Raw genomic sequence first — 15,440 nt, 5'->3', positions numbered from 1 at the left:
GAGCATTCGTATTACGCGGCCGATGATGGGCGTACCACGAAAGAACACAAAAGTGATTTAACGGACAGCTTAGTCTATGCCTCGACCGAATGACCAGATTATCGGAGGCCAGCCGTGCAGACGGATGTTGCCGTGGTCGGAGGGGGACTGGCCGGCGCGCTGGCGGCCGCCATGCTCGGACGTGCCGGGCACGATGTCGTCATCATCGACCCGCATGAGGTCTACCCTCCCGATTTCCGGTGCGAGAAGCTGGAACAGGGCCATATGGAAGTCCTGGGCCGCTGCGGTCTCGCGGAGGCCGTCCTGCGGACGGCCACCCATACCGGTCAGCTCTGGATCGCCCGCTTCGGCCGCATCGTCGACAAGGTGCCCTTCGATCAGTACGGGTTGGCCTATGATCGGCTCGTCAACGCCATCCGGGCCGAGATCCCCCCCTCCGTTCGCGTATGCCGGGCCTTCGTGGATGCGGTCACGCCGCATGCGGACGGCTCGCGGGTCCGTCTGTCGGGCGACCGGGAGATCCGGGCGCGCCTCGTCGTCCTCGCGAGCGGGCCGAACTGGACCTTGCGCCAAGCGCTCGGCATGTCGCGCGAACTCGTCAGCCCCTGTCACTCGATCACGATCGGCTTCGATCTGGAACCGATGGATGGCGGCGACTTCGCCTTTCCCGGCCTGCAATACAATCCGGAACGCGGCGCAGAGGGCATGGCCTATCTGAGCCTGTTTCGGATCGGGCGGTCGATGCGGGCCAACCTGTTCCTCTACCAGGCCCTGAAGAGCCCGTGGCTGAAGAGCTTCCGCGAGGATCCGGATGCGGCGCTGCGGACATTGATGCCGAGGCTCGCCAGGGTGATCGGGTCGTACCGCGTGGTCGGCCCCATCAAGGTCCGGCCGACGGATCTGTATCATCTGCGCGATATCGAGCGGCCGGGTCTCGTGCTGGTCGGCGACGCGTTCGCGACGCCGTGTCCGGCCACCGGGACCGGCTCGCTGAAGGTCTTCACCGATATCGAGCGGCTGTGCCGCGTCCATATTCCGCGCTGGCTCGAGACGCCGGGCATGGGCGAGGAGAAGATGCGCGCCTTTTACGCGGACCCGGTCAAGACGGCCTGCGACGCGATGTCGGTGGCCAGGGCCTTCGAGCTGCGCGCGCTCTCGATCAACCAGGGGCTGTCCTGGGAGGCGCGGCGCTGGCTGCGCTTCGGCATGCGTCTTGTGCGCTGGGCCTCGCGCTCCGCGCTGCAGATCCCGGTCCGCATGCTGGAGCGGAGCCGCCGCTCCGCCCCGAGTTCGGCGGATTCCGTGGGCTGACGCCGGACAGGGGGCCCAGTCCCCGATAGGCGGGATCCCGGCTCAGGCGTCCGATCGCGAGGCCGTGCCGCTGCTTTTCTCGCCCGCCCGCTCCTCCCGCCCCTGGCAGGCGCCGCACTCGCCCTCGATCTCGACGATGCGGCTCGCCGGGCGGAATCCCGCCTGCGCCAGGGTGCGATCGAGCCCGCGCTCGATCTCCGCCGAACTGGTCTCGTCGACAGATCCGCAGGCCCGGCAGATCAGGAAGACCACACCCTCGCCCTCGTGATGGCTGTGCTCGCAGGGCACGAAGGCGTTGCGGCTGGCGATCCGGTGGACGAGGCCGTTCTCGGTGAGGAAGTCGAGGGCGCGGTAGACCGAGACCGCGGCCACCCGGCGTCCCGGCGCGCTCAGGCGCTCGGCAATGTCGTAGGCGCCGAGCGGACGCGTCTCCGCGGCGATCACCTCGAGGGTGCGCTGGCGCAGGGGTGTGAACTGCAGGCCCCGCTCGCGGCAGAGGCGCTCCGCCCGCGCCAGCAGGCCTGCCCGGCTCTCGCCGCTGCAGCCATGGCCTGTCCGCGCGTGCTCGTCCATGCTCGCTCTCCGGTTGACACGCCCAGCCTGTTACAGTGTAACAGGCTCCGGCCGTCAAGGGGGCGTCGAGGGTGCCCGGCCCCCTCTCAACCAAATGGTGAGCGGGACGGCCTTTGTCAGGGCTCCGGTTAAGTCACGCCCCGAGTGAACGAGGAGAGGCCGCGATGGAGGCCGAGTTGCACGCGTCCGCGCACCGAGGCCCGGCGGCGCATCCGCCCGCCTCCCTGCTGGGGCTCGGCCTGGTGCCGCGCCTCGCGCTCGCCGGCCTCGCCGCCGTCTGCGTCTGGGGCGCGATCGCCTGGGCGGTGAGCGCATGACGGCGCCGCTCGCCGCCGGCGCGGTCGCCTTCCGGGGCCTGACGCTCGGCTATGACCGCCATCCGGCGGTGCACCATCTCGACGGCGTCCTGCCCGCCGGCGGGTCCCTCGCGGTGGTCGGCCCGAACGGGGCGGGAAAGTCGACCCTGCTCAAGGGCATCATCGGCGAGGTGGCGCCGCTCGACGGGCGCATCGAGCATCCCGGGCTGGAGCGGCGCGATTTCGCCTACCTGCCGCAGGCCGCCGAAATCGACCGCAGCTTCCCGATCGGCGTGCACGATTTCGTGGCGATGGGCCTGTGGCGCCGGATCGGCGCCTTCGGCGCACTGCGCCCGCATCGCCGGGCGGTGGCGGAGGCCCTCGCCACGGTCGGGCTCACCGGCTTCGAGCGGCGGCCGATCGGCACCCTGTCCGGCGGCCAGCTACGGCGCGCGATGTTCGCCCGCGTGATGCTGCAGGACGCGCGCGCGGTCCTGCTCGACGAGCCCTTCGCGGCCGTCGACAGCCGCACCACCGCCGACCTCCTCGACCTCGTGCATCGCTGGCGGGCGGAGCGCCGCACCGTGATCGCGGTGCTGCACGATTTCGATCAGGTGCGCCGGCACTTTCCGACCACCCTGCTTCTCGCCCGCGAGGCGGTGGCCTGGGGCGACACCGAGGCGGTGCTCACGGCCGCCAACCTGCGGCGCGCCCGTCAGCTCTGCGAGGCTTGGGACGACACCGCGCCCGTCTGCCGCGGGCCGGCCGTCCATGCCCACGAGGCCCATGCCCATGAGGTCCATGCCCATGAGCATGCGCATCGGCATGACGGCGCGCATTCCCATGGCGGCGCAGCGCAAGACCGCGAGCACGCTGCGTGATCGATCTCCTGACCGGACCCTTCGCCGAGTTCGCCTTCATGCGCCGCGCCCTCGCGGGCTGCGTCGCGCTGTCGCTGAGCGCGGCGCCCGTCGGCGTCTTCCTGACCTTGCGCCGCATGAGCCTGATGAGCGAGGCGATGAGCCACGCCATCCTGCCCGGCGCCGCCGTGGGGTTCCTGCTCGCCGGGCTGTCGCTGCCGGCCATGACGCTCGGCGGCCTCGCGGCCGGGCTGGCGGTGGCCTTCCTGTCGGGCGCGATCTCGCGCGCGACGGTGCTGCGCGAGGATGCGAGCCTCGGGGCCCTCTACCTCCTGGCGCTGGCATCCGGCGTCCTGATGATCTCGGCTCGCGGGACCTCGGTCGATCTCCTGCACATCCTGTTCGGCACCGTGCTGGCGCTCGACGATTCCGCGCTGCTGCTGCTCGGCGCCATCGCGGCCGTGACGCTCCTCGGCCTCGGCCTCGCCTACCGGCCGCTCGTGCTCGAATGCGTCGATCCGCTCTTCCTGCGCTCGGTCAGCCGGGCGAGCGCGCCGGTCCACTACGCATTCCTCGGTCTCGTCGTCCTCAATCTCGTCGGGGGCTTCGCGGCGCTCGGCACCCTGCTCGCGGTCGGGCTGATGCTGCTGCCCGCGGTGAGCGCCCGCTTCTGGGCCGCCGACATCTCCGGGCTGATCCCGGTCGCGATGGCGCTCGGCCTCGTCTCCAGCGTGGCGGGCCTCCTCCTCTCCTACTATGCCGACCTGCCGAGCGGCCCGGCGATCGTGCTCACGGCGGGCGCCCTCTACCTCGCCTCGATGCTGCTCGGCTCCCGCGGCGGCCTGCTGTGGCGGCTCTTCCCGGGGCGCCACCTCGAAGCCTGACCGGTCTTCGCCCCAGCTATTCCGCGGCCGGGCGCCTCGCTGCGGCGCCGGCGAGGATCTCCTCGTAGAGCCGCAACAGTTCGGCGCCCTGATCGGCGGCGCTGCGGACCGGCCCGGTGCGCGGCGGCGGAGCCTGGAAGCGCGCCACATCCCCGTCGATCTCCGAGAGCACCGCGCGCAGCGGCCCCGGCGTCGCGACGTCGATGACGAATCCGTCGACGCCCGGCGTGATGTCCTCGCCCACGGCGCCCCGGTCGCTCGCCACCACCCACAATCCGAACAGACGGGCCTCCCGCGAGACGAGACCGAAACTCTCCGGCCACAGGGAGGGCACCAGGAGCACGTCGAATTCCTGATAGAGCCTGCCGATCTCGCTCTGGGGCACCGGGCCGACGATCCGCACCGGCGTCGTGCCCCAGATCTCCTCGCCGACGTAGCCGGCCTCCTGGGCGAGATCGACGAGGGTGAAGCTGAGGTTCCGGAACGGGGTGGTCCGCAGCACCGCCTCGATCAGCGGCGCGCCCTTGTGGGCCTCGCGGCCGCCGACATGGCCGAGGCGGACCCGGGGGCCGGTGCCGCGCGGCCGTTCAGGCGCCTCGAGCCTGGGGAGGCCGTTCGGCACGCTGATCGTGCGCGGGAAGCCGGCCTCGCGATAGAGCTTCGCGAAGGATTCCGACACGGCGAGGATCCGGTCGGCGCCGCGCAGCAGATGGCCGAGGCGCCGGCGTCGCAGCACCTGCGCCATCACGCCGAGCGGCGCATCGGCGGCGGGCTCCAGCGTGTCGGGGCCCGGCCGGACCACCCGCCCATCCCGGTCGAGCAGGAACTGGTGGTCGGAGATCCACCAGCCGTCGTGCAGCGTGACGAGATGCGGGATGCCGCGCGCCTGCACGGCCTCGACGACATCGGCGGTCAGCCGCTGCACGCAATGGAAATGGACGAGGTCGGGCTCCATGCGGTCGAGGAAATCCGCAAAGATCTCGCCGATCATCGGGTTGAACGGCCGCCAGTCCATGTTGACCTCCATCGGCGTGGAGATCCGCAGGACCGGAATGCCCCGGTAGGAATCGATCCGCGTGCAGCCCGCCGGCTCGACCCCCTCGTCGCTCGCCGCCACGCTGAAGTCGAAGCGGGTGCCGGCGTGGTCGAGGAAGTGGTCGAGGTTGTCGCGCACCACGCGGGTCGCCCCGCCGATCGTCTGGGGCGGGAAGAACACGTTGACGAGGAGGATCCTGGGCTTCGTCCGCGCGGCGGGCGCCGCGGGCCTGCGCGGCGGGGGCAGGAACGCGGCGAGCGTCTCCACCGCCGCGTCGAGGGTGTAGCGGCGGCGCGCCTTGCGTCGCGCTGCGAGGCCGATCCGGTGGCGCAACTTCAAGTCGGTCACCAGGCGTTCGAGCGCCGCCTCCCATGCCTCCGGCGTATCGGCAAGGAGCACGTCCTCACCATCGGCCAGGATCTCCCGGTAGGTGCGGGTTCCGCTCACCACGGACGGAATGCCGCACATGGCCGCTTCGAGCCACTTGATCTCGCTCTTGGCGTCCGCTGTCTTGCCCGGGTGGAGCACCGCGAGGTTGATGTCGACGCCCGACAGGATCTCCCAGTAATCGGCGACCCGGGCGGTGAAGCCGAGCTGACGGATCCGGTCCTCGAAGGGGGCGAAGGCCGGATCGAGCTTGAGATGGCCGGCGATGACGAGCCGCACCTCGGGGTGGCGCGCGAGGATCGCGAGGAGGGCCGGGCCGGCGAGATCGTTGAAGTCGCTGTTATGCGCCTTGGTGCCGGAGCCGTAGAAGATCGTCACCGGCTGGCCGGGCGCGGCGGGATCCGGATCCGGCCGGTTCAGGAAGGGGGCGTTGCGCTCGTCGAGAGCGTTGCGCACCACGTGGACGCGCCCGCTCCGGACGACCGGCGTCATCGCCTCCGCGAGCGCCGGCGTCGAGGCGATCCCCTCGTCGCACAGGGACATGGCGAAGCGGAACAGCGGCACGCCGAATTCGAGGCCGACATATTCGTCCCGCGAGATCTGGCCCTCGAAGCTCTCGAACGGGTCCGGATAGCTCGGCCCGTCGAAGATCAGGTCGTCGATGTCGTAGAAGGTCGCAAGGCCGAGCGCCCGGGCGTAGAGGATGCTGTGGAGGATGTGGGGGAAGGCCGGCACCCGGTAGAACAGGGCGGCGCTCGCCCCGTGCAGCGCCTCGCGGAAGGCCTGGGTCTCGCCCGGCCCGAAGATCCGCACGGTCCAGCCGCCATGCTCCAGCTGGCGCCGCCGCTGCTCGACCCGGTAGTGCACGCATTGCGGCAGGTCGAGATTGGCCAGCATGACGATCGTGCCGCCCTGCGCCGGCGGCAGCGGGGCGGGGAGCGGTTCCGCCAGGGGCCAGTCCGCCGCGAACTGCCGCAGTGCCTCATCCATGATGCCGTCGCCGCTCGCGCGCAAACCTCTGCGATAGGCCTCCCGCGCGAATTGGCAGCGCGCATCGAAAGCTTGCCGGAAGATGCGGGAAGCGGTGTCGCGCCAGCGCGCGTTGCGGACCCAGAGCGGGGCGGAGGCGCGCAGCTGCGCGATGGCCCCCGGCAGATCGCTGGTCTGCGCGAGGGTGTCGGCGGCGTGGATATGGCTCCAGACGCTCGATCCGGGGCTCCGGGCCGCCTGGCGGTAATCCGCGGCCGCGGCCGCGAGATCGCCCAGGGCCCGCGCGGCCTCCGCGCGGTCGTGGAGCCGACCCGGTGTCGGACCGCCGCGCCGGATCGCCTCGTCATAGGCCCGGCGGGACGCCTCGAAGCGTTGTCGCAGCAGCTCCCGCCGGCCCACGAGAGCGAAGAAATCGGCGGCGCCTTGGCCTGACACGACGTCGAGTCGGTCCTCTTGGAAGCCGTGATCCAGCCAGTGCTCCAGGACCTGCGTCCGTCCTTGTGCACTGTTGCGCGCGCTCGCCGGCATGGACCGCCGGTAGCCGTCGACGTCGAAGCACTCCGGAAACGCCGTCCGCCCGATCAACGCGAAGATCCGGGCCGCCTCGTTCGGCGCCCAGTTCTGCTCAATGCCGACGCTCAGCCAGTGGCGATAGAGCGCGGCGTCGTCGAGGTTCCGATCGACCGGATAGGCCGCGCGGTAGAAGGCGGGATCGAAGATCGAATCGCCGTTGATCGGGGCCAGGCGATCGATTCCGGATTCCACGAACAGGCGGATGCCCTCCGACCGGGTGGCGGGTGGGGTTGTGATCCAGTCGGCATTCAGCTGCCGGAACTGCGCGAGATCGAACCTGAGCTGCCAGCGCCCGGCCGCTAGGCCGTGATCCTGCAGGAAGGCGTCCTTGCTCATGCCGCCCGCATCGCGGGTGAACTCCGCCGTCTCGGCCGACGTATCGAGCCGATACCGCCGGTCCTCTGCACGCCCATGCTTCAGGAAATGGGCGGTGAATTGCCACGCGTCGGTAAACTGCGCGGTCAGGTCCGGATTGAGCTCGCGATACAGGCCCGGATCGAAGTCCTCCGGTGCCTCGCCATACTTGGCGACGAGATCCGCCATGTAGGCGTCGACGGTGGCGAAGCGCCCTTCCCGCCGACCATGCTCGACATAATGCTTCAGCAGGGATTTTCGGCCTTTGAGCCGATGCAGGTCCGGGTACAGCCTGGAATAGAATTCGTGATCGAATTCGGTGTCATCATTATGCACCAGAGAAAGATATATTTTCTTCTGGAGCTTGCTCAGGATCTTGATTCGGCGCCGAGGCACGGTGCGCATCCTTGCAAGAATTTCCATCATGGTGGGCAAGGCAGCAGAATTGCCGCCTCAACAGGCGTCACACGCCGATCATGTCTCGCGGGTCGAAGCGGTTGCTTCGCTACCACGGGGAGGAAGTTGGGGCAATCTCGGGGCAGGCGAGCCGGAGCAAGGTCGACCCGCGGCGCATTGGTCAGGATTGCCCCAGGGCAGCCCGCGTGGCGGCGTCGCTGCCGATGTCGTCGGGGCCGCCCATTCCCAGCTCCGCGACGAGCCGCATCCGCGCGCGGCTGACCCGGCTCTTGATCGTGCCGACGGCGACGCCGCAGATGGCCGCCGCCTCCTCATAGGTGAAGTTCTGCGCTCCCACGAGGATCAGGGCCTCCCGCTGATTGGCCGGCAGGCCGTCCAGCGCGACCCGGAAGGCGTCGAATTCGAGGCGGGCCTCCTGGGCGGGCAGGACGGAGAGCCGCGCGGCCCGCACGCCGTCCGCATCCTCGACCTCGCGGCGGCGCTTGCGCTGCTCGGAATAGAACAGGTTGCGCAGGATGGTGAACAGCCATGCGGTCAGGTTGGTCCCGCGCCGGAAGCTGTCCGCCTTGGTCCAGGCGCGAACCAGCGTCTCCTGGACGAGGTCGTCGCTGCGGTCGATGTCGCGGGTGAGCGAGAAGGCGAAGGCCCGCAAGGCCGGGATCGCGCCGAGCAGGAGCGCGCGCATCTCGGGTTCGACGCCGGTCATCGGGAGGCCTCCTCTGTGCCGTCGCGGGCGGGCTCCGGTCCGCCGTCACGCCCCGGCGCGGCCTCGGCCCCGGTGCTTCCGCGTTCGAGCGCGGCCAGGAGAGCGGTGAAGCGCTCCGGGGCCGGTGCCGTCAGCTGGTCCGCGTAGACGCGGCGGAGGGCCCGCCCGAGCTCGTCCCGGGAGACGGCGTTGATCATCGGGGCGGAGCGGGATCTCGACCGGGCCGTCCGTGTTGTCCGTCGCGGCCGCGGCAAAGCTGCGTGCTCGTCCGTCATCGACGCTCGTCCGGGCCGCCATCGCGGCCGCTCATCGGTCAGTCACGTTTCAGTCATGGATGCGTCGATGGTCGCACCTCATCACGTGTGCCGCGCGACAGCAGAATCCGGTCACGGGGGAACGAATTCTGCTGTCGGTCTTTGATTTTGCCGCATTCTCTGCGACGAACCGGCATCCATTTCGCCGAAGAATGCTCTAAAGACCTCGATTTTAATGAGGTCTGAAAGCTGTATTCAGCCAACCTTCAGACAATCTCGATGCACGAGCTTCACGGCGAGCGTTGCGGGCAGGCTCCAGGCGCTGCCGCTCGGGGCGGTTCTTCTCACGAGAGGATGGTTCGGTGCCAACCGGCGCCGCGCGCGGTCCGCCGGCGGTGCGGGGCGGGGCGACAATCGCCGAGCTGTTGCAGCCCGGTGCTTGCCCGCGGACGCCGCATTCCTAACCTACGGCCCGAACCTCCATCGGGGATTGTCTCTTGGTTTCATCGCTTCGTACCCCCGCCGCTCTCGCGGCCCTTCTCACCGTCATGACCACGCCAGTTCTCGCGCAGCGGGACGACCCGGGCCTGCAGATGAACTGCGCGAGCGATTATTTCCGGCTCTGCGCGGGGGCGGACCCGGACAGCCCGGAGGTGGAGCGGTGCTTCGCGCGCAATCGGGTGCGGCTCTCGGCCCAGTGCCGGGCGGCGATCAGCGCCTATGATCGCGGCGAGTCGACCACCCAGGCAGGCCGTCGCGCCCAGTAGGCCGCCATCCGGGCGGGGCCACCCCGCCTCGGGCGCGCCCCGCCGCGGGCGGCCTCAGCCGGACCGGTCGAGCCGCAGGATGCGGCAGGGGTCGCCCGCTCGGGCGGCTGGCGCATGGGCCGGGCGGATCAGCAGGGCCTCCGCGGTCGCGAGCACGGAGAGCATCGAGGAATCCTGGCGCGGATCGGGATGCACCACGGGCGGTCCGTCACCCTCGGCGCTGAGCCGCGCCCGCATGTAGTCCTGCCGGACATCGTTCGCCGGCAGGTCGCGGCCGAGCCGGGCCGGTTCGCTGCGGTCTGCTGCCGCCAGGGGATCGCCGAGGAGCGCGCGGATCAGCGGCCGGACGAAGACGAGGCCGCAGACCACCGAGGAGACCGGGTTGCCCGGCAGGCCGAGCACCGCCATGCGGCCGAGGCGCCCGTGCATCAGCGGCTTGCCGGGCCGGATGGCGACCCGCCAGAAGCCGAGTTCGAGGCCCTGGCGCACCAGCGCCGACTGCACGAGGTCGTGGTCGCCCACCGAGGCGCCGCCGAGCGTGACGAGCAGGTCGGCATCCACCGCGTGGGCCCGGCCGATGGCGGCTTCGAGATCCGCGAAGCTGTCGCCCGCGATGCCGAGGTCGATCGCCTCCGCCCCCGCATCCTCGGCCATCGCCGCGAGAGCGAGGCCGTTCGAGGCGACGATCTGGTCCCAGGCGGCGGGCTCGCCCGGCCGGACGAGTTCGTCGCCGGTGGCGAGGATCGCGACGCGCGGGCGCCGGCGCAGGGAGAGCACCGGGTGCCCCCCCGCGGCGGCGAGCGCCACCCGCTGGCCGTCGAGCCGGGTGCCCGCCGGCAGGAGGAGATCGCCCTGGCGGAAGTCGAGCCCGCTCGGGCGCACGTGGCGTCCGGGCGGGTTGCCCTGGCGCAGGCGGACCGCGTCGCCCTCGGCCTCCGCATCCTCCTGGATGACGACGGTGTCGGCCCCCTCCGGCATCGGAGCGCCGGTGAAGATGCGCACCGCCTCGCCCGGCCCGATCGTGCCGGCAAAGCCGTGCCCGGCGGCGCTCGTCCCGACGAGGCGGAGTGTGACGGGGGGCTGCGCCGCATCGGCGCTGCGCACGGCGTATCCGTCCATGGCGGAGGCCGCGAAGGGCGGCTGGGTGCGTTGCGCCCGGACATCCTGCGCGAGGGTGCGCCCGGCCGCCCGGGCGATCGGCACGGTCTCGGCCTCGACGGGGCTGGCCTCGGCGAGGATGCGGGCGAGCGCCTCCGCGACGGGCAGGAGCGCGCTCATGCAGGCTCGGCCTCGTAGAGGCCCGAGCGGCCGCCGCTCTTCTGCAGGAGACGGATCCCCTCGATCCGCATGCCGCGGTCGGCCGCCTTGACCATGTCGTAGACGGTGAGGCAGGCGACGGAGACGGCGGTGAGCGCCTCCATCTCCACGCCGGTCGGCCCCTGGACCTTCACCTCGGCGGTGATGCGGATGCCGGGCAGCGCCGGATCGGGCTCGCAATCCACCCGCACCTTCGCGAGGAGGAGCGGGTGACAGAGCGGGATCAGCTCATGGGTGCGCTTGGCCGCCATGATGCCGGCAAGCCGGGCGGTGCCGAGCACGTCGCCCTTCTTGGCGTCGCCCTCCCGGATGAGCCGCAGGGTCTCGGGGAGCATCACGATCGTGCCCTCCGCGCGGGCGGTGCGGGCGGTGGGCGCCTTGTCGGAGACGTCGACCATGTTGGCGGCGCCGGTCGCGTCGAGATGGGTGAGGCTCGGCATCCAGGCACCGTCGCGGTTTGTTCCCTTGCAGGATCTAGCCCTGCGCCCGCTCGCCGAACAGAAGCCGGCGGGTCGCCGCCGTGACGTCGGCCTCGCGCATCAGGCTCTCGCCGACGAGAAGCGTGCGGATGCCGGCCTCCGCGAGGCGCTCGGCATCGGCATGGCCCGTGATGCCGCTCTCGCCCACGATGATGCGGTCCTTCGGCACGCGGGGCGCGAGCCGCAGGGCGGTGTCGAGGGAGACCTGGAAGCTGCGCAGGTCGCGGTTGTTGATGCCGATCATCCGCGTGCCGAGCGGGACCGCCCGCTCCAGCTCCGCCTCGTCATGCACCTCGACCAGCACGTCCATGCCGAGGTCGTGCGCAGTCTCGACGATCGCCGCCGCCTCGTCGTCGTCGAGGCTCGCCATGATCACCAGGATGCAGTCGGCGCCCCAGGCTCGGGCCTCGACGACCTGATAGGGCTCGAACAGGAAGTCCTTGCGCAGGACCGGCAGGGCACAGGCCGCGCGTGCCGCCGTGAGGTAGTCCGGCCGGCCCTTGAAGGAGGGCTCGTCGGTGAGGACGGAGAGGCAGGTCGCGCCGCCCTCCGCATAGGCCCGCGCCAGGGCGGGCGGGTCGAAATCCGCGCGGATCAGCCCCTTCGAGGGCGAGGCCTTCTTGATCTCGGCGATGAGCGCGACGCGCCCCTCGTCGAGATGGGCCTGGATCGCGTCCGCGAAGCCGCGGGGCGCATCCGCCTCGGCGGCCCGCTTCTCCAACTCGGCGAGCGGCACGCGGAGCTTCGCTTCGGCGATCTCGCGGCGCTTGTAGGCTTCGATATGGGCCAGCACGTCCGGCGCCGGGGGCCGGGCGGGTGCGGCAGGCGGGCTCTTGAGCTCGATCACGGGCAGCATCCCCATGGCGGCCGGTCAGGCGTTGGAGACCGCGACGAGGCGGTCGAGGGTGGCGCGGGCCGCCCCGGAATCGACTGCCTGCGCGGCCCGCGCGACGCCCTCGCCTAAATTAGCGGCCGCCCCCGCGACCACCAGGGCCGCGGCGGCATTGAGCACAGCGATGTCGCGGTAGGGCGTGCGGGCGCCGTCGAGGACCGCGCGGAGCGCTGCCGCATTGTGCTCGGGATCGGCGCCGCGCAGATCTTCCGGCGCCGCGAGCGCGAGGCCGAGTTCGCGCGGGTCGATGGTGAAGCGGCGGATCGCGCCGTCCTCCAGGGCGACGACCGCGGTCGGCCCCGTCGTGGTGATCTCGTCGAGGCCGTCGGAGCCGTGCACGGTCCAGACCCGGGTGCTGCCGAGATCGGCGAGGACGCGGGTCAGGGGCTCGGCGAGCGAGGCCGCGTAGACGCCGAAGAGCTGCCCCGACACGCCCGCCGGATTGCACAGCGGCCCCAGCACGTTGAAGAGGGTGCGGGTGCCGAGTTCGACCCGCACCGGCGCCACATGCCGCATGGAGGCGTGGTGGGTCTGGGCGAACATGAAGCACAGGCCGGCCTGCGCGAGGCATTGCGCCAGGGCCTCCGGGTCGAGCCCGAGCCTGACGCCGAGCGCCGCCAGCACGTCGGCCGCGCCCGAGCGCGAGGAGGCGGCGCGGTTGCCGTGCTTGGCCACCGGCACGCCGCAGGAGGCGGTGATGATCGCCGCGAGGGTGGAGACGTTGTAGCTGCCCGAATGATCGCCGCCGGTGCCGACGATGTCGATGGCGCCGGGCGGGGCCGCCACCCGCACCATCCGCTCGCGCAGCGCGCCGGCCGCGCCCACGATCTCGTCGGCGGCTTCGCCGCGCACCCGCAGCGCCATCAGGAAGGCGCCGGCCTGGGCGTGGGTGACCTCGCCGGAGAGCAGGTGGTCGAAGGCCGTGCGGGCTTCCTCGCGCGTGAGCGCCGCACCCGTGGCGACCTTCGCCAGGTAGGGCTTGAACGAATCCATGACGGGCCTTCAGACGGGTCTTCGGGTCAGACGGGCCTTGGGGGCGGCGCGGCGGTGCCGATTGCGCCCCGTCAATGCACGGCGGACGCCGCCTTGTCACCCCGGCGCTCGCCATTCCAGGCGCGGGCGAGGTCGAGAAAGTTCCGCACCATGCGGTCGCCGTGCTGCGAGAGGATGCTCTCGGGATGGAACTGCACCCCGTGGACCGGCCGGGCGGCGTGCTCCAGGGCCATGATCAGCCCGTCTGCCTCCGCCGTGACCACGAGTTCCTGTGGACAGGTGGCGCGGTCGACGATGAGCGAGTGGTAGCGCGTGGCCGAGAAGGGCCCGTTGATGCCGCGAAACAGGCCGGTGGCGCGGTGATCCACGGTCGAGACCTTGCCATGCATGGGGGCGGGCGCCCGCACCACCCTCCCGCCGAAGGCCTGCCCGATCGCCTGGAGGCCGAGGCAGACGCCGAGCATCGGGATCTCGTCGCTCAGCTCCGCGACCACGTCGAGGCAGATCCCCGCCTCGCTCGGCGTGCAGGGACCGGGGGAGAGCACGAGCGCGTCCGGCGCACGGGCGCGGATCTCCGGCACGGTGATCTCGTCGTTGCGCACCACCTCGATCGTCGAAACCAGGGGCCCGATCAGGTGGACCAGGTTCCAGGTGAAGGAATCGTAGTTGTCGATGACGAGGATGCTGGCCATGGGATCGCGCCTGGGTCGGGCCGGTGTGGCGGCTGGGCCGGGCGCGGTCAAGGGGCGCTGTTTTCCCGGCAGATGATCCTGGCCTACTGCCCCCGCCGGGCCTGCGCGGCGAAGCGCACGGCCTCCTCGGCGGCACGGAACTGGGCTTTCGCCTTGTTCACGCATTCCTGCTGCTCGGAGGCCGGATCGGAATCGTGGACGATGCCGGCGCCAGCCTGGACATGCATGCGGCCGTCCTTGACCACGGCGGTGCGCAGCACGATGCAGGTGTCCATCTGCCCGTCGGCGCCGAAATAGCCGATGCAGCCCGCATAGGGCCCGCGCTTCTCGCGCTCCAGCTCGTCGATGATCTGCATCGCCCGCACCTTCGGGGCGCCCGAGACGGTGCCGGCGGGAAATCCCGCGACCAGGGCCCCGAGCGCGTCGTGGCGGGGGTCGAGCCGCCCCTCGACGTTCGAGACGATGTGCATGACCTGGCTGTAATATTCCAGGAAGAAGGAATCCGTCACCGTGACACTGCCGATCTGCGCGACGCGGCCGACGTCGTTGCGACCGAGATCGAGCAGCATCAGGTGCTCGGCCCGCTCCTTGGGATCGGCCAGCAACTCCTCGGCGAGCGCCCCGTCCTCCTCGGGCGTGGCGCCGCGGCGGCGGGTTCCGGCGATGGGGCGGATGGTGACCTTGCCGTCGCGCACCCGCACCAGGATCTCGGGCGAGGAGCAGACGATCTGGAAGGTGCCGAAATCGAGGTAGCAGAGGAAGGGCGCCGGGTTCACGCGGCGCAGCGAGCGGTAGAGCGCGAAGGCGGGCAGAGCGAAGGGGGCCTCGAAGCGCTGCGAGAGCACGACCTGGAAGATGTCGCCGGCCGCGATGTAGGCCTTGGCCCGCGCCACCATGGCGTGGAACTCCTCCGGCGTCGTGTTCGAGACGGGCGCGGGCGCCGGGATCTCGGTCGGGTTCGCCCACGCCTCGACGGGGAGGGGGCCTTCGAGGGTCTCGGCCACCCGCTCCAGGCGGTTCAGCGCCGCCTCGCAGGCGGCTTTAGCCGGCTGGCCGGGGACGGGGCGGAGTGGCGTGACGACCGCGATCTCGTCGCGCACGGCGTCGAACACCACCATGACGGTCGGACGCACCAGGATGGCGTCGGGCACGCCGATCGGGTCGGGTTTCGGCGGATCGAGCCGCTCCATCTCCCGGACCATGTCGTAGCCGAGATAGCCGAACAGGCCGGCCGCCATCGGGGGCAGGGCTGCGTCGCCGGGAATCGCGCTCTCGGCGATGAGGTCCCGCAGGCTGTCGAGGGGCGGGCGGTCGTCGGGGACGAAGCGGTCGAGATCGGGGGCATCCGCCCGCTCGGCCGTGCCGCCGCTGCAGCGCCAGACGAGGTCCGGGTCGAGGCCGATCATCGAGTAGCGCCCGCGCACGGCGCCGCCCTCGACGGATTCGAGCAGGAAGGCCGCGCCCTCGCGCCCGGCCTTGAGCTTCAGGAAGGCGGCGACGGGGGTTTCCAGGTCGGCGACGAGGGTGGCGCGCAGGAGCACGGGTTGGCCCGCCGCGTAGGCGGCCTGCGCGGCATCGAGCGAGGGCGTGACCAGCATGACCAGACTCAAGGGGTGTGCAGAGGGCGTCACGCCCTCTGCCGGGGGGTCGGGGGCGGGC

At 71.3% G+C, this 15,440-nt stretch carries 15 protein-coding genes; 5 read left to right on the top strand and 10 right to left on the bottom strand.

Annotated features, from left to right (window positions below):
* Positions 1-114: 114 nt before the first annotated feature.
* Complete coding sequence (locus tag MNOD_RS26445) at positions 115-1,311, top strand: FAD-dependent oxidoreductase (protein ID WP_015932034.1); 1,197 nt, start codon at positions 115-117, stop codon at positions 1,309-1,311.
* 42 nt (positions 1,312-1,353) lie between these two features.
* Here the strand turns inward: MNOD_RS26445 and MNOD_RS26440 are convergent, their stop codons facing one another.
* Positions 1,354-1,884, bottom strand: coding sequence for a Fur family transcriptional regulator (locus MNOD_RS26440; RefSeq protein ID WP_015932033.1), 531 nt, complete (start codon positions 1,882-1,884; stop codon positions 1,354-1,356).
* 164 nt (positions 1,885-2,048) lie between these two features.
* Between MNOD_RS26440 and MNOD_RS48270 the strand changes: the two genes are divergently transcribed.
* Genes MNOD_RS48270 through MNOD_RS26430 form a run of 3 tightly spaced genes read left to right on the top strand, consistent with a single transcriptional unit; the run spans position 2,049 to position 3,924 of the window.
* Positions 2,049-2,201, top strand: coding sequence for a hypothetical protein (locus MNOD_RS48270; RefSeq protein WP_015932032.1), 153 nt, complete (start codon positions 2,049-2,051; stop codon positions 2,199-2,201).
* The gene (locus tag MNOD_RS26435) at positions 2,198-3,061 is read left to right on the top strand and encodes a metal ABC transporter ATP-binding protein (RefSeq protein ID WP_015932031.1); all 864 of its coding nucleotides are present in this window, start codon (positions 2,198-2,200) and stop codon (positions 3,059-3,061) included. Before MNOD_RS48270 ends, MNOD_RS26435 begins: the two co-directional genes overlap by 4 nt.
* Positions 3,058-3,924, top strand: coding sequence for a metal ABC transporter permease (locus MNOD_RS26430; protein WP_015932030.1), 867 nt, complete (start codon positions 3,058-3,060; stop codon positions 3,922-3,924). The genes MNOD_RS26435 and MNOD_RS26430 overlap by 4 nt, the downstream gene beginning before the upstream one ends.
* A 16-nt stretch (positions 3,925-3,940) precedes the next feature.
* Here the strand turns inward: MNOD_RS26430 and MNOD_RS26425 are convergent, their stop codons facing one another.
* From MNOD_RS26425 to MNOD_RS26415, 3 genes are all read right to left on the bottom strand, one after another.
* Entirely contained in the window at positions 3,941-7,669 is a 3,729-nt protein-coding gene (locus MNOD_RS26425) for a glycosyltransferase (protein ID WP_244424565.1), read from the bottom strand.
* 172 nt (positions 7,670-7,841) lie between these two features.
* Positions 7,842-8,387, bottom strand: a complete 546-nt coding sequence (locus MNOD_RS26420) for a sigma-70 family RNA polymerase sigma factor (protein ID WP_015932028.1) — start codon at positions 8,385-8,387, stop codon at positions 7,842-7,844.
* Positions 8,384-8,584 (bottom strand): NepR family anti-sigma factor, encoded by a 201-nt coding sequence (locus MNOD_RS26415; RefSeq protein WP_015932027.1) that lies wholly within the window; start codon positions 8,582-8,584, stop codon positions 8,384-8,386. The genes MNOD_RS26420 and MNOD_RS26415 overlap by 4 nt, the downstream gene beginning before the upstream one ends.
* A gap of 554 nt (positions 8,585-9,138) precedes the next feature.
* On the opposite strand from MNOD_RS26415, the gene MNOD_RS26410 reads away from it, so the two are divergent.
* On the top strand, positions 9,139-9,408 hold the full coding sequence (locus tag MNOD_RS26410) for a hypothetical protein (RefSeq protein ID WP_043749468.1): 270 nt from the start codon (positions 9,139-9,141) through the stop codon (positions 9,406-9,408).
* A 54-nt stretch (positions 9,409-9,462) separates the two neighbouring features.
* On the opposite strand, the gene MNOD_RS26405 is transcribed toward MNOD_RS26410, so the two are convergent.
* The 6 genes from MNOD_RS26405 to trpE form a co-directional block, all read right to left on the bottom strand.
* Entirely contained in the window at positions 9,463-10,686 is a 1,224-nt protein-coding gene (locus MNOD_RS26405; RefSeq protein ID WP_015932025.1) for a molybdopterin molybdotransferase MoeA, read from the bottom strand.
* Entirely contained in the window at positions 10,683-11,165 is a 483-nt protein-coding gene (moaC, locus tag MNOD_RS26400) for a cyclic pyranopterin monophosphate synthase MoaC (RefSeq protein WP_015932024.1), read from the bottom strand. Before moaC ends, MNOD_RS26405 begins: the two co-directional genes overlap by 4 nt.
* A gap of 34 nt (positions 11,166-11,199) precedes the next feature.
* Positions 11,200-12,060: an indole-3-glycerol phosphate synthase TrpC gene (gene trpC, locus MNOD_RS26395; RefSeq protein WP_043752111.1), complete on the bottom strand. Its 861-nt coding sequence runs from the start codon at positions 12,058-12,060 to the stop codon at positions 11,200-11,202.
* A 15-nt stretch (positions 12,061-12,075) separates the two neighbouring features.
* The gene (gene trpD / locus MNOD_RS26390) at positions 12,076-13,089 is read right to left on the bottom strand and encodes an anthranilate phosphoribosyltransferase (protein WP_015932022.1); all 1,014 of its coding nucleotides are present in this window, start codon (positions 13,087-13,089) and stop codon (positions 12,076-12,078) included.
* 71 nt (positions 13,090-13,160) lie between these two features.
* Positions 13,161-13,781 (bottom strand): anthranilate synthase component II, encoded by a 621-nt coding sequence (locus MNOD_RS26385; RefSeq protein ID WP_015932021.1) that lies wholly within the window; start codon positions 13,779-13,781, stop codon positions 13,161-13,163.
* Positions 13,782-13,864: 83 nt separating this feature from the next.
* Complete coding sequence (trpE, locus tag MNOD_RS26380) at positions 13,865-15,379, bottom strand: anthranilate synthase component I (RefSeq protein ID WP_015932020.1); 1,515 nt, start codon at positions 15,377-15,379, stop codon at positions 13,865-13,867.
* Positions 15,380-15,440 lie beyond the last annotated feature (61 nt).

The sequence above is a fragment of the Methylobacterium nodulans ORS 2060 genome, from assembly GCF_000022085.1.
Lineage (GTDB): Bacteria > Pseudomonadota > Alphaproteobacteria > Rhizobiales > Beijerinckiaceae > Methylobacterium > Methylobacterium nodulans.
Note: the sequence above shows the minus strand (reverse complement) of the source record. Positions and strands in the feature narration are given on the sequence as shown.

What these genes read in the sequence shown, in the direction of transcription:
- MNOD_RS26440 (WP_015932033.1), bottom strand. Translation starts at nt 1,884, where the DNA reads ATGGACGAGCACGCGCGGACAGGCCATGGCTGCAGCGGCGAGAGCCGG.
- MNOD_RS48270 (WP_015932032.1), top strand. Translation starts at nt 2,049, where the DNA reads ATGGAGGCCGAGTTGCACGCGTCCGCGCACCGAGGCCCGGCGGCGCAT.
- MNOD_RS26435 (WP_015932031.1), top strand. Translation starts at nt 2,198, where the DNA reads ATGACGGCGCCGCTCGCCGCCGGCGCGGTCGCCTTCCGGGGCCTGACG.
- MNOD_RS26425 (WP_244424565.1), bottom strand. Translation starts at nt 7,669, where the DNA reads ATGCGCACCGTGCCTCGGCGCCGAATCAAGATCCTGAGCAAGCTCCAG.
- MNOD_RS26420 (WP_015932028.1), bottom strand. Translation starts at nt 8,387, where the DNA reads ATGACCGGCGTCGAACCCGAGATGCGCGCGCTCCTGCTCGGCGCGATC.
- MNOD_RS26415 (WP_015932027.1), bottom strand. Translation starts at nt 8,584, where the DNA reads ATGATCAACGCCGTCTCCCGGGACGAGCTCGGGCGGGCCCTCCGCCGC.
- MNOD_RS26405 (WP_015932025.1), bottom strand. Translation starts at nt 10,686, where the DNA reads ATGAGCGCGCTCCTGCCCGTCGCGGAGGCGCTCGCCCGCATCCTCGCC.
- moaC (WP_015932024.1), bottom strand. Translation starts at nt 11,165, where the DNA reads ATGCCGAGCCTCACCCATCTCGACGCGACCGGCGCCGCCAACATGGTC.
- trpC (WP_043752111.1), bottom strand. Translation starts at nt 12,060, where the DNA reads ATGCTGCCCGTGATCGAGCTCAAGAGCCCGCCTGCCGCACCCGCCCGG.
- trpD (WP_015932022.1), bottom strand. Translation starts at nt 13,089, where the DNA reads ATGGATTCGTTCAAGCCCTACCTGGCGAAGGTCGCCACGGGTGCGGCG.
- MNOD_RS26385 (WP_015932021.1), bottom strand. Translation starts at nt 13,781, where the DNA reads ATGGCCAGCATCCTCGTCATCGACAACTACGATTCCTTCACCTGGAAC.
- trpE (WP_015932020.1), bottom strand. Translation starts at nt 15,379, where the DNA reads ATGCTGGTCACGCCCTCGCTCGATGCCGCGCAGGCCGCCTACGCGGCG.